This is a genomic window from Candidatus Tectomicrobia bacterium (assembly GCA_016192135.1).
Classification (GTDB): Bacteria; UBA8248; UBA8248; order UBA8248; family UBA8248; genus 2-12-FULL-69-37.
The window spans coordinates 39,536-58,683 of record JACPUR010000017.1 but is presented as its reverse complement, the minus strand read 5'-3'; the positions used below and the strand labels follow the sequence as shown (position 1 = coordinate 58,683).

Annotated in this window: 15 protein-coding genes; 1 reads left to right on the top strand and 14 read right to left on the bottom strand. The window is 70.0% G+C overall.

Annotated features, from left to right (window positions below):
* Positions 1-147 precede the first annotated feature (147 nt).
* On the bottom strand, positions 148-2,148 hold the full coding sequence (gene uvrB / locus HYZ11_06740) for an excinuclease ABC subunit UvrB (protein MBI3127284.1): 2,001 nt from the start codon (positions 2,146-2,148) through the stop codon (positions 148-150).
* A 360-nt stretch (positions 2,149-2,508) separates the two neighbouring features.
* Complete coding sequence (locus tag HYZ11_06735) at positions 2,509-3,039, bottom strand: HNH endonuclease (GenBank protein ID MBI3127283.1); 531 nt, start codon at positions 3,037-3,039, stop codon at positions 2,509-2,511.
* A gap of 183 nt (positions 3,040-3,222) precedes the next feature.
* Between HYZ11_06735 and HYZ11_06730 the strand changes: the two genes are divergently transcribed.
* A complete protein-coding gene (locus tag HYZ11_06730; GenBank protein ID MBI3127282.1) occupies positions 3,223-5,451 on the top strand; it encodes a PBP1A family penicillin-binding protein in 2,229 nt (742 codons plus the stop codon).
* 592 nt (positions 5,452-6,043) lie between these two features.
* Here the strand turns inward: HYZ11_06730 and ftsY are convergent.
* The 12 genes from ftsY to HYZ11_06670 form a co-directional block, all read right to left on the bottom strand.
* Positions 6,044-7,126, bottom strand: a complete 1,083-nt coding sequence (gene ftsY, locus HYZ11_06725) for a signal recognition particle-docking protein FtsY (GenBank protein ID MBI3127281.1) — start codon at positions 7,124-7,126, stop codon at positions 6,044-6,046.
* A gap of 86 nt (positions 7,127-7,212) precedes the next feature.
* Positions 7,213-10,815 carry a chromosome segregation protein SMC gene (gene smc, locus HYZ11_06720; GenBank protein MBI3127280.1) on the bottom strand — a complete coding sequence of 1,201 codons (3,603 nt, stop codon included), beginning with the start codon at positions 10,813-10,815 and terminating at the stop codon, positions 7,213-7,215.
* 102 nt (positions 10,816-10,917) lie between these two features.
* Positions 10,918-11,718 carry a ribonuclease III gene (gene rnc, locus HYZ11_06715; GenBank protein ID MBI3127279.1) on the bottom strand — a complete coding sequence of 267 codons (801 nt, stop codon included), beginning with the start codon at positions 11,716-11,718 and terminating at the stop codon, positions 10,918-10,920.
* On the bottom strand, positions 11,708-12,979 hold the full coding sequence (fabF, locus tag HYZ11_06710) for a beta-ketoacyl-ACP synthase II (GenBank protein ID MBI3127278.1): 1,272 nt from the start codon (positions 12,977-12,979) through the stop codon (positions 11,708-11,710). Before fabF ends, rnc begins: the two co-directional genes overlap by 11 nt.
* 45 nt (positions 12,980-13,024) lie before the next feature.
* Positions 13,025-13,360: an acyl carrier protein gene (locus tag HYZ11_06705; protein MBI3127277.1), complete on the bottom strand. Its 336-nt coding sequence runs from the start codon at positions 13,358-13,360 to the stop codon at positions 13,025-13,027.
* 145 nt (positions 13,361-13,505) lie between these two features.
* Positions 13,506-14,453, bottom strand: a complete 948-nt coding sequence (fabD, locus tag HYZ11_06700) for an ACP S-malonyltransferase (protein ID MBI3127276.1) — start codon at positions 14,451-14,453, stop codon at positions 13,506-13,508.
* Between the two features lie 98 nt (positions 14,454-14,551).
* A complete protein-coding gene (locus tag HYZ11_06695; GenBank protein ID MBI3127275.1) occupies positions 14,552-15,538 on the bottom strand; it encodes a ketoacyl-ACP synthase III in 987 nt (328 codons plus the stop codon).
* Between the two features lie 57 nt (positions 15,539-15,595).
* Positions 15,596-16,696: a phosphate acyltransferase PlsX gene (gene plsX / locus HYZ11_06690; protein MBI3127274.1), complete on the bottom strand. Its 1,101-nt coding sequence runs from the start codon at positions 16,694-16,696 to the stop codon at positions 15,596-15,598.
* A gap of 12 nt (positions 16,697-16,708) precedes the next feature.
* On the bottom strand, positions 16,709-16,891 hold the full coding sequence (gene rpmF, locus HYZ11_06685; GenBank protein ID MBI3127273.1) for a 50S ribosomal protein L32: 183 nt from the start codon (positions 16,889-16,891) through the stop codon (positions 16,709-16,711).
* A gap of 74 nt (positions 16,892-16,965) precedes the next feature.
* Complete coding sequence (locus tag HYZ11_06680; GenBank protein ID MBI3127272.1) at positions 16,966-17,505, bottom strand: DUF177 domain-containing protein; 540 nt, start codon at positions 17,503-17,505, stop codon at positions 16,966-16,968.
* Positions 17,506-17,658: 153 nt separating this feature from the next.
* Positions 17,659-18,600 carry a Ppx/GppA family phosphatase gene (locus HYZ11_06675; protein ID MBI3127271.1) on the bottom strand — a complete coding sequence of 314 codons (942 nt, stop codon included), beginning with the start codon at positions 18,598-18,600 and terminating at the stop codon, positions 17,659-17,661.
* A gap of 29 nt (positions 18,601-18,629) precedes the next feature.
* Positions 18,630-19,139, bottom strand: coding sequence for a gamma carbonic anhydrase family protein (locus HYZ11_06670; protein MBI3127270.1), 510 nt, complete (start codon positions 19,137-19,139; stop codon positions 18,630-18,632).
* Between the last annotated feature and the right edge of the window lie 9 nt (positions 19,140-19,148).

Sequence of the window (19,148 nt, the reverse complement as noted above, 5' to 3'; positions counted from 1 at the left end):
CACGGGGGGCCGCCCCTACGGAACCCGGCGGCGAGGCCGTAGGAGCGTATCGCCATACGCCACTACACATGCAATCCGCGCCGGTGGCGGAGCCCGCGCGGGGCGAACACAAGGTTCGCCCCGGCGGGCGGGACGGTCGGGCTTGCCCTACACCTTCAATCCCAGCTGGCGGCGCTCGATGGCGAGGATGCGGTCCCGAAGTTCCGCCGCGCGCTCGAACTCGAGGCGCTGGGCGGCCTCCTTCATCTGCGCGCGCAGCGCGCCGAGGGCCGGAGCGTCCTCGGCCGAAACCTCGCCGTAGGGCGACTCCTCCTCGGCCACGGCAGCCGTCTCCACGTAGTCCGGCAGCCAGACGGTTTCGAGGAGGCCGTCCATCCGGCGCTGGATGGAGCGCGGCACGATGCCGTTCGCCTCGTTGTAGGCGAGCTGGATGGAGCGGCGCCGCTCCATCTCCCCGATGGCCCGGCGCATGCTCTCGGTCATGTGGTCCGCGTACATGATCACCCGCCCGTTCACGTGCCGGGCCGCCCGCCCCGCCGTCTGGATGAGAGAGGTCTCCGACCGCAGGAAGCCCTCCTTGTCCGCGTCGAAGATGGCCACGAGCGCCACCTCGGGGAGATCGAGCCCCTCCCGGAGGAGGTTGATGCCGATGAGGACGTCGAAGGCCCCCGAGCGCAGGTCGCGGATGATGCGCACCCGCTCCAGCGCGTCGATGTCGCTGTGGAGGTAGCGCACCCGCACCCCCAGGTCCTCGTAGTACTCGGTCAGGTCCTCCGAGAAGCGCTTGGTGAGGGTGGTCACCAGCACCCGCTCCCCCTTGGCCGCGCACAGGCGCACCTCGCCCAGGAGATCGTCCACCTGGCCGCTCACGGGCCGCACCTCGACCGGAGGGTCCACCAGCCCGGTGGGCCGGAGGATCTGCTCGGCCACCACCCCCTCGCTCTTCTCCAGCTCGTAGGGGCCCGGGGTGGCCGAGACGTAGAGCACGTCGCGGAGCTGGCCCTCGAACTCCTCGAACTTGAGGGGCCGGTTGTCCAGGGCCGAGGGGAGCCGGAAGCCGTAGTTCACCAAGGTCTCCTTGCGGGAGCGGTCCCCCCGGTACATGCCCCGGAGCTGGGGCACGCTCTGGTGGCTCTCGTCCACGATGACCAGGTGGTCCTGCGGGAAGTAGGCGAAGAGCGTGGCCGGGGGCTCGCCGGGGAGGCGGCCGTCCAGGTGCCGGCTGTAGTTCTCGACCCCGTGGCAGTAGCCCACCTCGCGCAGCATCTCCATGTCCTGGAGGGTGCGCTGCTGGAGGCGCCGCGACTCGGCCTCCTTCCCCTCGGCGAGGAGCTCGGCCGTCCGCGCCCACAGTTCCTTCTCGATGCTTTGCGCCGCCCGGCCCAGGCGCTCCTCGGGGGTGATGTAGTGGCTGTTCGGGTAGATGTCCGCCACGTCGAGCTTGCGCAGCACGGCGCCCCGCACCGGGTCGATCTCGGCGATGGCGTCGATCTCGTTCCCGAAGAACTCGACGCGCAGGGCCTGCTCATCCTCGTGCGCGGGGAGGATCTCCACCACGTCCCCCCGGGCGCGGAAGGAGGCCCGCCTGAGCTCCGTGTCGCTCCGCCGGTACTGGATGCGCACGAGCTGGGTGAGGAGCTCCTCCCGGTTCATCTCCATGCCCCGCTCGAGCTGGATGTGGAGGTCGAAGTAGTCCGAGGGGGAGCCCAGGCCGTAGATGGCGCTCACGCTGGCCACCACCACCACGTCCCGCCGGGTGAGAGCCGAGCGGGTGGCGGAGTGGCGCAGGCGGTCGAGCTCCTCGTTGATGGAGGCGTCCTTCTCGATGTAGGTGTCCGTCGTGGGGACGTAGGCCTCCGGCTGGTAGTAATCGTAGTAGCTCACGAAGTACTCGACCGCGTTGTGGGGGAAAAACCCCTTGAACTCGTTATAGAGCTGGGCGGCCAAGGTCTTGTTGTGGGCCAGGACGAGGGTGGGCTTCTCCAGGTGGGCGATCAGGTTCGCCATGGTGAAGGTCTTGCCCGAGCCGGTGACGCCCAGCAGCACCTGCTGGCGCTGGCCCTCCCGGTAGCCCCGCACCAGGGCCTCGATGGCCTGGGGCTGGTCTCCCGTGGGGGCGTATTCGGAAACGAGTTGAAAGGCGCCCATGCGGAATTATCCCTGCGGTGGCAAGGGCCTCCCCGCGGAGGCCGAGGCGGCAACAGGACAGTTTAGCGGATCGGGGAGAGAGGAGAAAGGGCGAAAGGCATTGTTGGAGAGAGGGCGTCATCCCCTGCCATCCATCCGTGGGAGAAGGCCCCCTCGCCCCGCGCGGCGTGCCACGCGGGGGCTCAAAGTCGATGCCTGGCCCGGCCCCGTCCCGGGGCAGGTGCCTGATTTTTGTAGGGGCGAATCTCGTATTCGCCCCATTCGAACAAGGATGGGCGAACACAAAGTTCGCCCCTACGGGGGCAAAACGGGGCGTTTCCGCTTTGGCGTATCCGGGATATTCCGGCTTCTTTTTTTTATTTACCGCGAGGGCTCGAACGGCCGGAGGTACTTGCTCCAGTGCTGCCGGACGGCGTCGTTCAGCCGGGGGCCCATAGCCTCGGGATGGAAGAAGCGCGGCTTGCGCGGGGGCCGCAGGGGGGTCATCCCGGCCTCGTGGGGGAGCCGGTCGCCCTTGCGCGCGTTGCAGGCGCGGCAGCAGCACAGGACGTTCTCCCAGGAGCTCAGCCCGCCGCGCGAGCGGGGGATGACGTGGTCCACGGTGAGCACCGCGTCCATGGAGCCGCAGTACTGGCAGGTGTAGTTGTCCCGCCGCCAGATGTTCTTCTTGCTGAAGGGGATATCGCCCGTGCGGGGGATGTGGACGAAGCGCAGCAGGCGGATGACGGCGGGGAGCCGGAACTGGAACGACTCGCTGCGGACGAGGAGGCCGTCGTCCTCGATGCTGACGGCCTTGCCCAGGAGCACCATGCGGATGGCCCGGCGCGCGTTGCAGATGTGGATGGGTTCATACGTCTGATTCAGCACAAGGACCCGCGCGCCATCTAGCACACCCGGCCTCCAAGCGGCGGACTTCCGGCCTCAGTTGGCCCTTATTGGCCCAAAGGGCGGGGATTTTGTCAACGCCCCGCCCCCGGAAAACCCCCATTGCGGCCCCCCGGGGGGGGTCCTATAATGGCGCCGTGGGGGGAGGCCGAGCCGCCGATGCCTCCCCCGGCCCGCCGAGGTCCTCCCGTGCCGCTGAGAGCCCGCTTCGCCCGGAACCGGTTCCTTTTCCTGTTGATCATCATGGCAGCGGCCGGCGGCCTGGCGCTCGGCGCGGGTTTCTCCTATCTCTATGATTTTCCGGAGCTGGACTACCTCCGGGACTACCGCCCGAGCACCATCACCCAGGTGTACGGGCGCGACCGGCAGCTCATCGCCGAGCTGTACCAGGAGAAGCGGATCCCCACCCCCCTCTCCCGCATTCCGCCCGTGGTCCGCCAGGCCTTCCTGGACATCGAGGACAACCGCTTCTACGAGCACCCCGGCGTCAGCTACCGCGACATCCTCCGCGCCATCGTCCGGAACGCGATGGAGCGCCGCTACGTCCAGGGGGCCAGCACCATCACCCAGCAGCTCGCGAAGGTGCTCTTCCTCACCCCCGACCGCACCCTCTCGCGCAAGGTCCGCGAGGCCCTCCTGGCCCTGGAGATCGAGCGGCGCTTCACCAAGGACGAGATCCTCGAGTTCTACCTGAACCAGATCTACCTCGGCAGCGGCGCCTTCGGGGTGGAGGCGGCCTCCCACATCTACTTCGGGAAGCAGGCCGGCGAGCTGTCGCTGGCCGAGGCGGCCACCCTCGCCGGCCTCCCCAAGGCGCCCGCGCGGTTCAATCCGCGCCTTAACCCGGAGAACGCCCTCCAGCGGCGCCGCCTGGTGCTGCGGCGGATGCAGGAGCTCGGGCACATCACCGGGGAGCAGGAGAGGAGCGCGGCCGAGGAGCCCCTGCGGCTCGCCCCGCCCGTCTCGAACGTCCACCCCGAGTCCGCCTATTTCGTCGAGAACATCCGCCAGCGGCTCGACCGCCGCTTCGGCCCCGCCCTCTACCGGAGCGGGCTGCAGGTCCACACCACGCTGGACCTCAAGCTGCAGCGCATCGCCCACGAGAGCCTCCTGAAGGGCGTGGAGCGGATGAACGCGCAGCGCGGCTTCGCGCCCCTTCCCCCGAAGCCCCTGGAGAAGCCCCCGCGCCTGGGGAGCGGCTTCCAGTTCCGCGTCGCCGAGGTGAAGGACCGCGCCGTCCGGGGCGTCATCGGGGGCTACGAGGCGGTGATGCCCCTGCCGAAGGAGGTGGACCCGGCCTTCCTGCGCGAGGGGGACCTGGTGCTGGGCCGGGTGGTGAACGTGGAGGCGGAGCAGAAGCGCGTCCATCTGGAGTGGCAGGAGAGCATCCAGGGCGCCGTCGTCGCCCTCGACCCCGCCACCGGCGCCATCCGCGCCATGGTGGGGGGCACCAATTTCCGCCGGCACCCGTTCAACCGGGCGGTCCAGGCCCACCGCCAGCCGGGCTCCTCCTTCAAGCCCATCATCATGGCGGCCGCCCTCGCGAACGGCTACACCCCGGCGCACATCCTCGTGGACGCCCCCTTCGTCCGCCGGATGCCGGGCACCCCCAAGGACTGGAAGCCCCGCAACTACACCGACCGCTTCTACGGCCCCGTCACCCTGCGCACGGCGCTGGAGCAGTCCCTGAACCTGGCCACCATCAAGCTCGTGGACCAGATTGGCCCCCAGCGCGTGATCGACTACGCCCGGCGGCTCGGCATCCGCTCCCCGATGGACCCCTTTCTCTCCCTCGGGCTGGGCACCTTCGAGGTGACCCCCATCGAGTTCACGGCGGCCTTCGTGCCGTTCGCCCGGCGCGGCCTCTACGCCCGCCCCTACGACCTCGAGCGGGTGACCGACGGCAGCAACCGGGTGCTGGAGGAGAACGTGCCCGTCGTCCACCAGGCCATCAGTCCCGAGACGGCCTACCAGATGAAGCTCCTCCTGCGCGGGGTGGTGCTGGAGGGGACGGGCCGCGCCGCGCGGGGCCTGCCCGCCTTCGCCGCCGGGAAAACCGGGACGACCAACGAGTTCCGCGACGCCTGGTTCGTCGGGTTCGTCAACGACATCGTGGTCGGCGTATGGGTGGGCCGGGACGACAACAAGGATATGGGCTTCCGCGCCTCGGGGGCCACGGCCGCCCTGCCCGTCTGGATCGACGTGATGAAGGGCTGGCTCCAGGGGCGGGAGCTGGACAAGTCCCTCCCCCCGCCCCCGCCGGGCATCAATTTCATCCGGATCAACGCCGGCACGGGCCTCCTCCCCTCCCGCTGGTGCCCGGGGAAGGCCCGCCCCGAGGCCTTCGTCCAGGGCACCGAGCCCACCGAGGCCTGCCCCCCCAAGGGCGAGCTGCCCCGCTTCCTGCAGGAGAACTGAGGGTAGCAAGGGAAAGGCTCCAGCCCCTGTAGGGGCGAACCTCGTGTTCGCCCCGCATTCCCCCGCCGGAGGGGCGAATACAAGATTCGCCCCTACAGACAATTTTTCCCGTCCAGCATGAACGTGCGCGAAATTGCGGTAACCGGCCCCGGGCGGCGAGGCGTTATCTTGTCCGTGGCGGGCGGCGCGCCGTCTTTGTCTGTACGGTCATTGACGACCGCGGATGGAGTTGGCGGATTAGGACCACAGGCGTTGGCCGCCTCCATCTGGAGGGCGGGTTTCAAACCCGCCCCTGCAAGCAAGAATCCCAGGGGAATTTATTCAGGAGGAAACGGCCGTCACGGTTAGTAAGGCTTAATAACGGATAAAGAGGGGATAAAGCCCCCTTTTTTTCTCCTGGTCTTACCGCGTCCGGAGGGGGGCGGGGCGCTCAGGGCGAAAAGGAGGACGTCACGGCTAGTAACGCTTAGTAACGGGAAATAACGCCTTTTCGATGATTCGGCCCGGCGGGGAGGGTGTCGCGGATAATAAGGGATATTGAGGGATAAAGCCCATCTAAAAGATGCCCGAGCGCGGTCCGGCCACCCCCGGATCACGCCTCTTCGGCATCCCCGAAAAGGGCGGCGATGAAGGCGTCCGGGTCGAAATCGAGGAGGTCCTCGACCCCCTCCCCCACCCCGATATAGCGGACGGGGATACCGCTCTCGTGGGCGGCCCCGACCACCACCCCGCCCCTGGCCGTGCCGTCGAGCTTGGTGAGGACGAGCCCCGTCACCCCCAGCGCCGCCCCGAACTCCCGCACCTGGGCCAGGGCGTTCTGGCCGGTCGTGGCGTCCAGGACGAGCAGCACCTCGTGGGGGGCGCCCGGCACCAGCCGCTCCGCCACGCGGCGCACCTTCTTGAGCTCCTCCATGAGGTTCTTCTTGGTGTGGAGGCGGCCGGCCGTGTCGGCGAGCAGGACCTCCGCCCCCCGCGCCTTGGCCGCCTGGAGGGCGTCGAAGACCACGGCGGAGGGATCCGCGCCTTCTTGCAGGCGAATCAGCTCGCAGCCCGCCCGCCCCGCCCAGATCTCGATCTGCTCCCCCGCGGCGGCCCGGAAGGTGTCGGCGGCGGCCAGCATGACCCGGCGGCCCTCGGCGGCGTAGCGGGCGGCCAGCTTGCCCGCCGTGGTGGTCTTCCCGGCCCCGTTCACCCCGACCAGGAAGATGACGCGGGGGTCGCCCTTCGCGGGGGCCGCGGGCGCGGCCCGGGGCGGGACGGCCGGGTGGGCCAGCATCTCCCGGAGGAGGGCGCGCAGGCGCCCGGCGGGCTCGCCCCGGCCCCCCTCCCCCCGGCGCAGCCGATCGAGCACCCGCTCCACCGTGAGGGGCCCCAGGTCCGCCGCGTAGAGGGCCTCCTCCAGCTCCTCGATGGTCTCGGCGTCGATGCGGGGCCGGCGCCGCAGGATGCCTCCGACCCTCCCGAGGAAGCTCTCGCGCGTCTTGGCCAGGCCCGAGCGCAGGCGGCCGAACCAGCCCTCGCGCCGGGGCGGCGCGGGAGGAGGAGCGGGTGCCGCCTCCTCGGGCGCGGCCGCCTCCGGGGGCGCCTCTTCAGCGGCTCCTTCGCCCGGCGGCGCCTCCCCCCCGGCGGGGGGCTTCTTTTCTTCTTTTTTCCTTTGGAAGAATCCGAATGCCACGGGCGAACCTCCAAAAAGCGCCGCCCCCGGCGGGATGGCCGCCGGGGACGGGAAAAACCGATGTCCGGGAGGGGGCGCCGCGCGCCTCAGGCGCCCCGGGCCGGCAACTCTTCCCCGGCCGCGGAGGCCGGGGCCCCGTTCGTCCCGTCTTCCTTCCGGTTCAGGCGCACCGAGACGACCTCCGACACCCCTTTCTCGCGCTGGGTGACCCCGTAGAGCTGGGAGGCGAAGGACATGGTGCGCTTGTTGTGGGTGATGACGATGAACTGGCTCTTGGCCTCCAACTCGGCGATCACGTCGCGGAAGCGGCCCACGTTCTGGTCGTCGAGCGTGGCGTCCACCTCGTCCAGGAGGCAGAAGGGGCTCGGCCGCACCGAGAAGACGGAGAACAGCAGCGCCAGCGCCGTCAGCGCCTTCTCCCCCGCCGAGAGGAGCATGATGTTCGCCGGGCGCTTGCCCGGGGGCCGCACCTCGATGTCCACCCCCGACTCGAGCGGGTCGGAGGGGTCGAGCAGGAACATCCGCGCCTCTCCGCCCTGGAAGAGCCGGCCGAAGATGTCCACGAAGGCCTTCTGCACCTGCTCCAGGGCCTCCAGGAAGCGTGTCCGGGTGGTGCGGTTCAGGCGCTCGATCGTGGCGTGCAGGTCCGCGATGGAGCGCTCCAGGTCCTCCTGCTGCTCCTTGAGGAAGGAGTACTCGTGGTTGATATCGTCGAACTCCCTGGCCGCGAGGGGGTTCACCTCGCCCATGCGTTCGAGCCGCTGGCGCAGCATTTCCAGCCGGTTGAAGTGCTCCTGGTAGAGGGGCAGCTCGCCCCGTTCCCGCTCGGCGGCCTCGGGGAGGTCCACCTGATGGGTTTCGCGCGCCGAGGCGATGAGGGACTCCCGCTGGACGCGCAGCGTCGTGCGCCGCTCGGCGGCCTCCGAGATGCGCGCCTGCAGATCGGCCGCCTCGGCCCGCATCTGCCGGAGGAGGTTCCCCAGCTCCTCGTCCCGGGCCTGGGTCTCCTCGAGCGCCCGGACCCGCTCCCGCTGCTCGGCCTCGGCGGAGGCCCGCTCCTCCACGCGGCGGGCCAGCTCCTCGCGGCTCTGGGCCATCCCCGCCTCCACCCGCTCCCGCTTGCGCAGCGAGTCCTGCTTCTCCTCCTCGCGCCGGGCCTGCCGGGCCGCGTTCTGGCCCAGGCTGTCCTCGAGCCGCTGGAGCTCGGCCCGCGCGCCCGACGCCTTCCCCAGCGCCTCGGTCAGGGCCACCCGGCGGTCGGCCGCCTCGGCCTCGAGCTCCGCCGCCCGGGCGCCCACCCGCCGCAGCTCCTCCTCCGCGGCCTGCGAGCGCGCCTCGGCCTCCCGGGAGGAGTGCTCGGCGCGGGCCCCTTCCTCCCCGGCCTCCGCGCGCTCCCGATCGAGGCGCTCGCGCTCCTCGCGCATCCGCTCCCGCTCGCGCAGGAGGGCCTCGTGGCGCTCCCGGACGGCCTCCCACTTCTCCTGGCAGGAGCGCTTCACCCCCTCGGCCCCGACCCGGGCGAGATCGGCCTCCCGCGCCATGCGGGCGAGCCGGACGGCCTCCTCCTCCGCCCGGGCGAGCTCCTCGCGCAGGCGGGCACAGGCCCCCTCCAGGGCGGCCACCCGGGCCTCGCCCTCCCCGGCCTGGAGCCGAAGCGCCTCCAGTCGCCGGGACTGCTCCAGGACGCCCGCCGCGGCGGGGACGGGGGCGCCGCCCTCCACCGCGCCCGAGGGCAGCAGCACCTCGCCCCCGAGCGTCACCCAGGTCGTCCCGAAGGGGCTGGAGCGCCAGGCGGCGAGCGCCGCATCCAAATCGCGCGCGACCGCCACCCCGAAGAGAAGGCTCTCCACGAGGGGACGGTATTCCTGGGCGCACCGAATGAGCGAGGCGGCGCTCCCCAGGACGCCTTCCACCGCCGGGAGCGGCCCCGCGTGGGCCTGCCGGGCCCCGAGGGGAAGCGCGATGCCCCGGCCGGCGCCCGCCCGGGCGAGCGCCCGGATGGCGGCGGCGGCGGACTCCGCGTCCGGCACCACCACGCCCAGGAGGCGCTCCCCGAGCGCCGCCTCGATGGCTTTCTCGTGCGCGGGATCGACGCTCAGGACGTCCGCCAGGGCGGCGAGCGCCTGGGCGCCGCACGCGCGGAAGGCGCCGGCCCCCGCGCGCTCGGGGGAGGCCGCGCGGAGCTCCTCGATGGCGCGCTGGGAGGAGCGCGCCTCGACCACGGCCTCGCGGGCGGCGGCGAGCGCCGCCTCCTCGGCCCGGAGGCCGGCCTCGACGCGCGCCTGCTCCCGGGCCGCGCGGTCCGACTCCTCGCGCAGCCGGGCGCTCTCGCCCGCGATCTCCTCGAGCCGCCGCGCGGCGGCCTCGAGATCGGCCCGCGCCTCATCGAGGGCCCGCCCCGCCTCCTCCGCCTCGCGCCCGAGGCGCTCGGTGGACTGGGCGATGGCCTCGAGGCGGGACTCGGCCAGGGCCGTGCGCTGCCGGGCGTCGCCAAAAGCCTCCGACTCCCGCTCCTGGACGCGCCGGGCCTCGGCCAGGGCGGCCTCCAGATCGGCCAGCTCCGCCCGCACCGCGGAGAGCTCGGCCGAGCGCAGGTCGAAGGCGCGCTGGGCGGCCGCGGCCTCCCCGGCGAAGGCGGTTTCCCGCTCGGCCAGCCGCCCGCGCTCCTCCCCGAGCCGCGCCGCCTCGCGGGCCAGCGCCTCGGCCTCCTCGGCGCGGCGGGCGTCCTCGGCGTCCAGCTCGACGAGCCGCCCCTGGAGCATCTCCAGGCTGTTCTCGAGCCGCTGGATGTAGCCCTCCACCTCGACGGCGCGGCGGCGCGTTTCGGCCAGGGACTCCGAGCGCTCGGCCACCTGGGCGCGTACGGTCTCGCGCTCGGCCTCGCGGGAGGCGAGGGCGGCCAGGTGCCCCTCCTCGCGCTCCTTCAGCCGCTCGTACTCCGCCTCGGCGGGCCTGAGCTCGTCCTCGAGGCGGAGGAGGTCCAGCGCCTCGATGCGCAGGTCGAGGGCCTTGATCTCGCTCTGATACTCCTTGAAGAAGGCCGCCTTCCGCGCCTGGCGCCGCAGGGAGCGCAGCCGGCCCTCCTTCTCGCGGAGGACGTCGGCCACCCGGAGGAGGTTCGCCTGGGCGAGCTCCAGCTTGCGGAGCGCCTCGTTGCGCCGGCTCTTGTATTTCATGATCCCTGCCGCTTCCTCGATGAGGAGGCGCCGGTCCTGGGGACGGGCGTTGACCAGCCCCTCGATGCGGCCCTGCTCGACGATGGAGAAGGTGTCGAGCGAGACGCCGGTGTCGAGGAAGAGGTCGACGATGTCCTTCAGCCGGCAGGGGTTTCGGTTGATGAGGTACTCGCTCTCGCCCGAGCGGTAGAGCCGGCGGGTGACGGCCACCTCCTCGTAGTCCTTGTAGAGGGGGGAGGTGACCGTGCCCTTCAGGTCGGTGAGGGTGAGGGTGACCTCGGCCATGCCGAGCGGCTTGCGCTCGGCGCTGCCGTTGAAGACGAGGTCCTCCATCCTCTTGGCGCGGAGGGCCTTGGGGGCCTGCTCGCCCAGCACCCAGCGGACGGCGTCGCAGACGTTGCTCTTGCCGCAGCCGTTGGGCCCCACGATGGCCGTGATGCCGTCGCCCAGCTCGATGACGGTCCGGTCCACGAAGGACTTGAAGCCCTGCATTTCCAGGCGTTTGAACCGCAATGCCGTTTCCTCGGCGGGCGCATGACGCATCGCGCGAAAGGGCGGGGCGGAAGGAAGTTTTACGTTAGCAGAGGGCCCGGGGGATGTAAAGCGGAAAGCGCCTCAGGCGGGATCGCCGGAGCCGCCTTCCAGGGCGCGCAGCGACTCCCGCGCGGCGGCCTGCTCGGCGGCCTTTTTCGTCGTCCCAGTGCCCTGGCCGAGGACGCGGCCGTCGTGCCGCACCTCGACCTCGAAGACCTTCAGGTGCTCGGGGCCGCTCTCGCGGATGACGGTGTAGAGGGGCAGCCGGCGGCTGTGCCGCTGGAGGGCCTCCTGGAGCTGGCTCTTGTAGTCGAGGCCGTCCCCGTTCGCCTCCTCCGGGGAGGCCTCCCAGAGCCGGTCTTCCACCCAGCGTACGCAGGCCGGATAGCCGGCGTCCAGGTAGAGGGCCCCCACCAGGGCTTCGAAGGCGTCGGCCATGATGGAAGCCTTGCCGCGTCCGCCCGTCTTCTCCTCCCCCCGCCCCAGGCGCAGGTAGTCCGCGATGCCCAGCCGGCGCGCGGCGCGGGCCAGGGCCTGGCCGCTCACGCGCTCGGAGCGCATCCGCGTGAGGTCGCCCTCGTCGGCCTCGCCGTGGCCGCGCCAGAGGCGCTCGGTCACGATGAGCTGGAGGACGGCGTCGCCCAGGAACTCCAGGCGCTGGTTGTCCGGGCCCGGGGGGATGCTCTCCTGGGAGAAGGAACGGTGGGTGAGGGCCTGGACGAGGAGGCTGGGGTCGGCGAAGCGGTGCCCGATGCGCCCTTCAATCTCGGCGATCGGAAGCTCGGGGGCCGGGGCCTTCGCCCGGCGGCCCTTCTTCGGGGCGCCGGCTCCCCCGGGAGCGGGAAGGATGTCCGCCGCCACCGGATTCTCCCTAGGCGGCATCGGCCTCATGCCGCCTGAAGAGCAAGGTGGCATTCGTCCCGCCGAAGCCGAAAGAGTTGGTGAGCGCGCAGCGGAGGCCGGCGCTCCTCGGGCGGTTGGGGACGTAGTCGAGGTCGCAGTCGGGGTCGGGCTTCTCGTAGTTCATGGTCGGGGGGATGCACTGGTTCTTGAGCGCCAGCACGGTGAAAACGGACTCCACGCCGCCGGCGGCGCCCAGGAGGTGCCCCGTCATGGACTTGGTGGAGCTGACGGCGAGCTTGTAGGCCTGCTCGCCGAAGACGCGCTTGATGGCCGTGGTTTCGAGCTTGTCGTTCAGCTCGGTCGATGTGCCATGGGCGTTGATGTAGTCCACCTCGTCGATGGAGACGCCGGCGTCCTGCATGGCCATCTCCATGCAGCGGGCCGCGCCGTCGCCGTCGGGGTCGGGGGAGGTGATGTGGTAGGCGTCGGCGGTGAGCCCGTAGCCGGTCAGCTCGGCGTAGATGGGGGCGTTGCGCGCCTTGGCATGCTCCAGGTTCTCCAGGATGAGGACGCCGCTGCCCTCGCCCATCACGAAGCCGTCCCGCTCGGCGTCGAAGGGCCGGCTGGCGTGCTGGGGATCGCCGTTGCGGGTGCTCAGTGCCCGCATGGCGCAGAAGCCGGCCATGGCGAGCTCGGTGAGGCACGACTCGCCGCCCCCGGTCACCATGACGTCGGCGATGCCGCGCTGGATGCACTTCATGCCGTCGCCGATGGCGTGGTTTCCCGAGGCGCAGGCGGTGACAGTGCAGCTGTTCGGGCCCTTGAGATTCCAGCGCATGGAGACGTTGCCGGCCGCCAGGTTGGCCAGCAGCATCGGGATGAAGAAGGGGCTCAGCCGGCGGGGGCCCTTCGCCTCGAGGATGCTCATGTGGGTCTCGATGGCCGGAAGGCCGCCGAGGCCTACGCCGATGATGGCGCCGTAGCGCGGGGCCTCTTCCTTGTCCGGGGCCTTGAGGAGGGCGTCGTCGAAGGCCATCTGGGTGGCCGCGAGGACGTACTGGATGAAGAGATCCATCTTCTTGATCTCTTTCTTGTCGATGTAGTTCTCGGGGCAGAAGCCCTTGACCTCGGCCCCGATCTGCGTGGGAAGGCGCTCCGGGTTGAACCGGGTGACGGGGCCGACGCCCGACCTGCCCTCCATCAACGCCTTCCAGTTCTCGGTGACGCCGACCCCCAAGGGGGTGACCAGGCCGAGGCCCGTGACCACGACCCGTATCTCGTTGCGAGGAAGCTTTTGCACGCTAGGCTTTCTCCCCGGCGCGGGCGGCGGAGCCCCTCGCCCAGGCTAATGCGCCCCTGCCGGCTTGCGGCTGGCGATGTAGTTGACGGCATCCTGCACGGTAGAAATCTTCTCGGCGTCCTCGTCCGGGATCTCGAGGCCGAACTTCTCCTCGAAGGCCATCACGAGTTCCACCGTGTCGAGCGAGTCGGCGCCGAGGTCGTTGATGAAGGAGGCCTCGGGGACCACCTTCTCGGCGTCCACGCTCAACTGCTCCGCTACGATCTCCTTCACCTGAGCGGCGATGTTCTCCGTGCCTTCCGTCACGATCCACCCTCCCGTCTTTGTCCGTGCCGCCTGTGCCCGCCCCGCATGAAGGGGGTAGCCGGAACCCAGCGGCATGCGGTGTGCCCTCCGGCGCGGCTAACAGCCAAGCCCCAGGCACGCCGTCTGCCCGCCGCCAGCCCCCGCGCGGCTCCGGGCCAGTCCCGGAAGAGCGACAGGGCTCTCTCAAGGGGCATTTTTTATATTATAACAGCCCCGGCCTTCAAGCGAGTTGAGCGATTCCCGCGACTGTTTTTTCCAGGCTTTCGCCGTCCTCGACGTTCCAGACGGGTATCTCGCGCAAAATCCGGCGGCTCAGGCCGGACAGCACTTTGCCGGGGCCCACCTCGACCACGGCGTCCGGCTTGGCCTCCCCCGCCGATACCATCGCGTCCTCCCACCGCACGGAGGAGCGCACCTGCCGCTTGAGCAGATCCTTGGCCTCCGCGGCGTCGCGGATCGGCCGGCCCGTGACGTTGGCGTAGACCGGGACGGAGAGGGGCCGGAAGTCCGTGCCGTCGAGTATCTCGCTCATGCGGGCGGCGGCCTCGGTGAGCAGGGAACTGTGGAAGGGCGCCCCCACCGGGAGCATCACCGCCTTGCGCGCGCCCCGCAGCTCGGCCAGTGCGGCGGCGGCCTCCACGGCCTTGCGCTCGCCGGAGAGGACGTACTGCCCCGCACCGTTGTAGTTGGCCACCTCGACCACGCCCTCGGCCTCCCGGCAGACGGCCTCGGCCACCTCGCGCTCCGCCCCCAGGAGCGCCGCCATGGCACCACCGCCGGCGGGGACGGCCTCGTGCATGAAGCGCCCCCGCGCCTGCACCAGCCGGAGCGCCGTCTCGAAATCGGCCGCGCCGGCGGCGACCAGGGCGGAGTACTCGCCGAGGCTGTGCCCCAGCGTCATGGAGGGCCGCACGCCCCTCTCCTCCAGCAGGCGGAACGCGATGTAGCTGTGGACCAGGATGGCCGGCTGGGTGTGGCGGGTTTCGGTGAGCCTCTCCATCGGCCCCTCGAAGCTCAGCTTGGCCACGTCCCAGCCCAGGATCTCGGACGCCATCTCGTAGATGCGGCAGGCCAGCGGGAACCGCTCGTGAAAGTCCCTGCCCATGCCCACGTACTGGGAGCCCTGGCCGGGGAAGAGGAACGCGATGCGCTTCTTGACGTCGGTCATGGAAGTGGTCGCTCCCGCGCGTCAGGCGCGGGGCCGCTCTCCGGAGGGAAAGGAGGGAATCGCCGGGCGGTTCAAGGCATCGATGGGAACGGCTGGGCCTACCATTCGACCAGCGACGCTCCCCAAGTGAGCCCTCCGCCGAAAGCGGCCATCAGCACGTGATCGCCGCGGCGGATTTTCCCTTCCCGCACCCATTCGTCCAAGGCGACCGGGATGGTGGCGGAGGACATATTACCATACTTGTCGACGGTGACGATGATGCGGTCCATCGAAAGCTGGAGGCGCTTCGCCACCGCCTCGATGATGCGCAGGTTCGCCTGGTGCGGGATGAAGACGTCGACGTCCGAGAGCTTCATGCCGTTGCGCTCCAGGGTCTCCACGCACACGTCGATGAAGCAGCGGACGGCGGTCTTGAAGGTTTCCTGCCCCTTCATCTTGAGCGTGTGCTCGTGGTTCTGGACGGCCTGGGGCGTGATGGGCGAGAGGCGGGAGCCGCTGCCCGCGATGAAGATGAGCTCGGCCTCCCGCCCGTCGCTGCGGATGAGGGAGTCGATGACGCCCTTGCGGCCGTCGTTCGCGGCGCTTATGACGACGGCGCCCGCGCCGTCACCCCAGAGGACACAGGTGCCCCGGTCGGACCAGTCGATGACGCGGGTCATGATGTCCACCGAGACCAGCAGGACGTTCCGCATCAGGCCGGAGCGGATGTAGGCGTCGGCGGTCTGGAGCCCGTAGATGAAACCCGAGCAGGCCGCGTTCAGATCGAAGGCGGCGGCCTTGTGGGCGCCGATGCCGGCCTGGAGCCAGCAGGCGGCGGCGGGGCACATGGTGTCCGGCGTCAGGGTGGTGAAGATGATGAGGTCGAGATCCTTGGAATCCATCCCCGCCGCCTCGAGGGCGCTGTTGGCCGCCCGGATGCCCAGGTCGGAGGCGGCGATCTCGGGGCCGGCCACACGCCGCTCGCGGATGCCGGTGCGCTCGCGGATCCACTGGTCGCTCGTGTCGACCATCTTCTCGAGGTCCGCGTTCGTCAGAATCTTGTCCGGGACATAGGACCCCGTCCCGAGGATGGCTGAGCGCTTCATGGGCCCCTTCCAGAGTGGGCGGGTGGGCGGAACGGAACGAGCGCAGGCCGGGTTGGCCTACAGTTCCTCTCTCTCCTTGCCCGCTGATTCTTGAGCGGAGCCGTGGAAAAGCCCCGTCCGAATCTGGTTCCACAGCCGCCAGCCGACCTCCCCGCTGCGCTGGACGGCGAGGTGCTTGTCAATCTCGGCCTGAATCTTGGTGTTGAGATCGCGCTTCACGATCTCCGCGGTGGTCCGGATGGCATTCTTCACGGCCTTGGGGTTGCTCCGCCCATGCCCGATGGTGCACAGCCCGCCCACGCCCAGCAGAGGCGCCGCGCCGTACTCGGAATAGTCCGTCCGCTTGCGCATGGACTTGATGCCGTTCTGGAGGAACATGTAGCCGATCTTGCTGCGGAAGGAGTGCTCGACCTCGTCCCGGAGAAGCGAGGTGAACATCTCGCTCAGGCTCTCGCTCACCTTCAGGGCCACGTTCCCCGAGAAGCCGTCGCAAACGATCACGTCCGGTATGCCCTGGAAGATCGTGTTCCCCTCGACGTTGCCCACGAAGTTGAGATCGCTGAGGTTGAAGAGCTGGTGGGCTTCCTTGAGGGCCTCGGTTCCCTTGGTGTCCTCGCCGCCGACGTTCAGCAGCCCGACGGTGGGGCGGTCCTTGCCCAGCACCGCTTCCGTGTAGACGGCCCCCATGAGCCCGTATTGGAAAAGCTGCTGCGGCTTGGGATTGAGGTTGGCCCCCACGTCGAGCATGACTGAGAAACCCTTGAGTGTCGGGATGAGGGCGGCGATGGCGGGGCGGATGACGCCTTTCAGCCGCTGCAGCTCGTAGAGGGCCGACGCGAAGGCGGCGCCGGTATCGCCCGCCGAGAAGACGGCCGAGGCCTCGCCGCCCTTCACGAGCCGGATGGCGACGCGGATGGAGGAATCGGGCTTGCCCTTCAGCGCGCGGGAGGGCGACTCCCCCATCTCGATGGTCTGAGTGGCCTCCCTCACCTCCAGGGGGAGGCCGCGCGCATCGAGCCGGGCGAGTTCCGTCTCGATGCGGGCGGGAGCGCCGACGAGAATGGTCTCGATCCCGAACTCGCGCCACGCGAGGACCGCCCCTTCCACGGCGGCGGCGGGGGCATAATCCCCTCCCATGGCGTCAACGGCGATTTTCATCCGGGTTCTCGTCTATGGCTCCGTGACTTCCATCACCTTGCGGCCCTTGTAGTGGCCGCAGTTCGTGCACACGCGGTGCGGAAGCACGGCCGAGCCGCAGTTGGGGCACACGGCCTGGGGCGGGGTGGACGCCTTGTAGTGCGTCCTCCGCTTGCGGCCCCGGGTCTGTGAATGACGGCGCTTGGGCAAACCCATGGAACAACACCTCCTGGCAGTTCACGCGGTGGAGTGAATTCCGGAACCGGGGACCCCCGGATTTTTTCCGCTCCCTATTTCCGCCAGCCTCGAAGGGCCGACCAGCGCGGGTCGGCCTCCTGCCCCCCTCCGACGCCTTCGCCCGCCTCCAGGCGCCGGCACATCTCGGGGTCTTCGCCCAGGCACTTTTCCGGGCACTTGGGCTGCAACGGGATGGCCAGGCCCAATTGGTCGCGGAGGGGAAGCCCGAGATCGAGGATTTCGCCGTCGAGGTAGGCCACCTCGAGGTCGCTCTCCCCCAGCTCGATGTCTTCCTCTGCCTCCGCTCCGGCTTCCGGCGGCCGGGGCATGAAATACACCACGACGGCCTCGCAGACGGGAAAATCGAAATCCGCCAGGCCCAGGCTGCACTGCAGCCGGAAAGTCCCCCGGGCCTCGCCCCTGAAAACCGCCTCGGAGGGTCCCGTTCGCTCCAGCCGCCCCGCCAGTCTCACATCCCGCAGGGGGGGCCAGGCGCCTTCTTCCAGTTCCAAATCCGCTGTCTCAATCTCAATATCGAGATCGAGGCCTTCATCCGGGACGCGGGAAAGGGAAATCCGGAGGCTTCCCTCCATGGCGTTCCCTCCCGGGCAGCCTTTAAAATCCTGACCGGGGAACCTCGACTCCCCGAAGAACCGGGACTATAAAAGGGCGGCCCCCGTCTGTCAAATGACCCGCCCGGCAGGGGTGGGGGCTGATGTTTCGTTAACTTTTGTAATTTCAGACCTTTATTTGTACCCCAGCAGGAGTTCCCGCAGCCGCCCCTCGCGCACCCCTCCGGTCGATACCCGAAAAACCTCCCGAGATGACCACCGGAGGACCTCCCTGGCCACGATCAAGCCCGCCAGCGCCACGTCCTCCCGCCCCGGCTCGAACCCGGGCAAGGCCCGCCGGCCGGCGAAGTCGAGGCGGGCGAACCGGGAAATCCAACCCTCCAGCTCGCCCAGGCCCAGCATCCGGCCGTTGATCCTCTCCCCCCCCTCCTTGCCCATGAAACCGGCCAGGGCGACCACCCCCCCGCAGCCGAGCAAGGGAAGGGCCGCCTCCCCCGGAGGCGGAAACGGGAGGCCAGCCAGCATTTCGCGCACCGCCCCCGCGCACGCTTCCACCTGCTCCGGAGGGGTCGGCATCGCCGTCAGGTGCCGCTCGGTGAGATACACCACCCCCGCCCGGACGCTGGCGGCCTCCACCGGCCTCCCCTCCTCCGCGAGGATGATCTCGAGGCTGCCCCCGCCGATGTCGAAGACCGCCGCCCTCGGCGGCGCGGGCGCGAGGCTGGTCCATACCCCCGCCAGGGCCAGGCGGGCCTCCTCGCCAGCGGAAATCACTCGCAGGGGGACCCCCGCCTCCCCGGCCCGCGCGAGGAACTCCCCCCCGTTCGCCGCCTCGCGCAGGGCGCTCGTCGCCACGGCGTCCAGGGCGTCCACCCGGCGCTCCGCGATGAGAGCCGCAAAACGCCTCAGGGTGGCGACCCCCCGGTCCATCGCGGCCGGGGAAAGAACCCCCGTCCGCGCCAGGCCCTCTCCCAGGCGGATCAGCTCGCGCCAGCGGCCCTGGGAGATTAATTCCCCGGAAGACCCCAGGGAGGCCATGGCGAGCCGCGCGGCATTCGTGCCCAGATCGACGACGGCGGCCAGGGGCCGCCCGGAAGGGTGAGAAGACGGTTTCATGGGAGAGGCGCCTAGAAATGGGGCCGAAGCTATGCCCGCCGGTAGCTGTCCTTCAGCTCGCTGTAGTGCACAGCCGTCATCCGGAAGCGCTCGCGCTCGTCCTCGCGGAGGTCGCGCACGTACTTGGCTGGGGTCCCCATCCAGAGGGTCCCGGGGGGGATGACCTTTCCCTCGGGCACCACCGAGCCCGCGCCCACCACTGCGCCCGCACCCACCTTAACGTTGTTGAGGACGATGGCGCCCATGGCGATGAGGGCGCCGTCCCCGACTTCGCAGCCGTGGACGATGGCCAAATGGCCCACCGACACGGCATCCCCCAGGATGCAGGGATATTTGCCCCTTTCCACATGCAGGATGGAGCCATCCTGGATGTTCACTTGCTTGCCGACCCGGATGTGCATGACGTCGCCCCGCAGGATGCATCCGTACCAGACGCTGGACTCCTCCCCGACCTCGACGTCGCCGATGAGAACAGCCGTCTCGGCGAGCCAGGCAGTCGGATGCACCTTGGGCAGCCTTCCTTCGTACGGGATCAGCATCAGGCCCTC

What these genes read in the sequence shown, in the direction of transcription:
- HYZ11_06695 (MBI3127275.1), bottom strand. Translation starts at nt 15,538, where the DNA reads ATGAAGCGCTCAGCCATCCTCGGGACGGGGTCCTATGTCCCGGACAAG.
- plsX (MBI3127274.1), bottom strand. Translation starts at nt 16,696, where the DNA reads ATGAAAATCGCCGTTGACGCCATGGGAGGGGATTATGCCCCCGCCGCC.
- HYZ11_06670 (MBI3127270.1), bottom strand. Translation starts at nt 19,139, where the DNA reads ATGCTGATCCCGTACGAAGGAAGGCTGCCCAAGGTGCATCCGACTGCC.
- fabD (MBI3127276.1), bottom strand. Translation starts at nt 14,453, where the DNA reads ATGACCGACGTCAAGAAGCGCATCGCGTTCCTCTTCCCCGGCCAGGGC.
- rpmF (MBI3127273.1), bottom strand. Translation starts at nt 16,891, where the DNA reads ATGGGTTTGCCCAAGCGCCGTCATTCACAGACCCGGGGCCGCAAGCGG.
- HYZ11_06680 (MBI3127272.1), bottom strand. Translation starts at nt 17,505, where the DNA reads ATGGAGGGAAGCCTCCGGATTTCCCTTTCCCGCGTCCCGGATGAAGGC.
- rnc (MBI3127279.1), bottom strand. Translation starts at nt 11,718, where the DNA reads ATGCCGCCTAGGGAGAATCCGGTGGCGGCGGACATCCTTCCCGCTCCC.
- HYZ11_06705 (MBI3127277.1), bottom strand. Translation starts at nt 13,360, where the DNA reads ATGCCGCTGGGTTCCGGCTACCCCCTTCATGCGGGGCGGGCACAGGCG.
- HYZ11_06675 (MBI3127271.1), bottom strand. Translation starts at nt 18,600, where the DNA reads ATGAAACCGTCTTCTCACCCTTCCGGGCGGCCCCTGGCCGCCGTCGTC.
- uvrB (MBI3127284.1), bottom strand. Translation starts at nt 2,148, where the DNA reads ATGGGCGCCTTTCAACTCGTTTCCGAATACGCCCCCACGGGAGACCAG.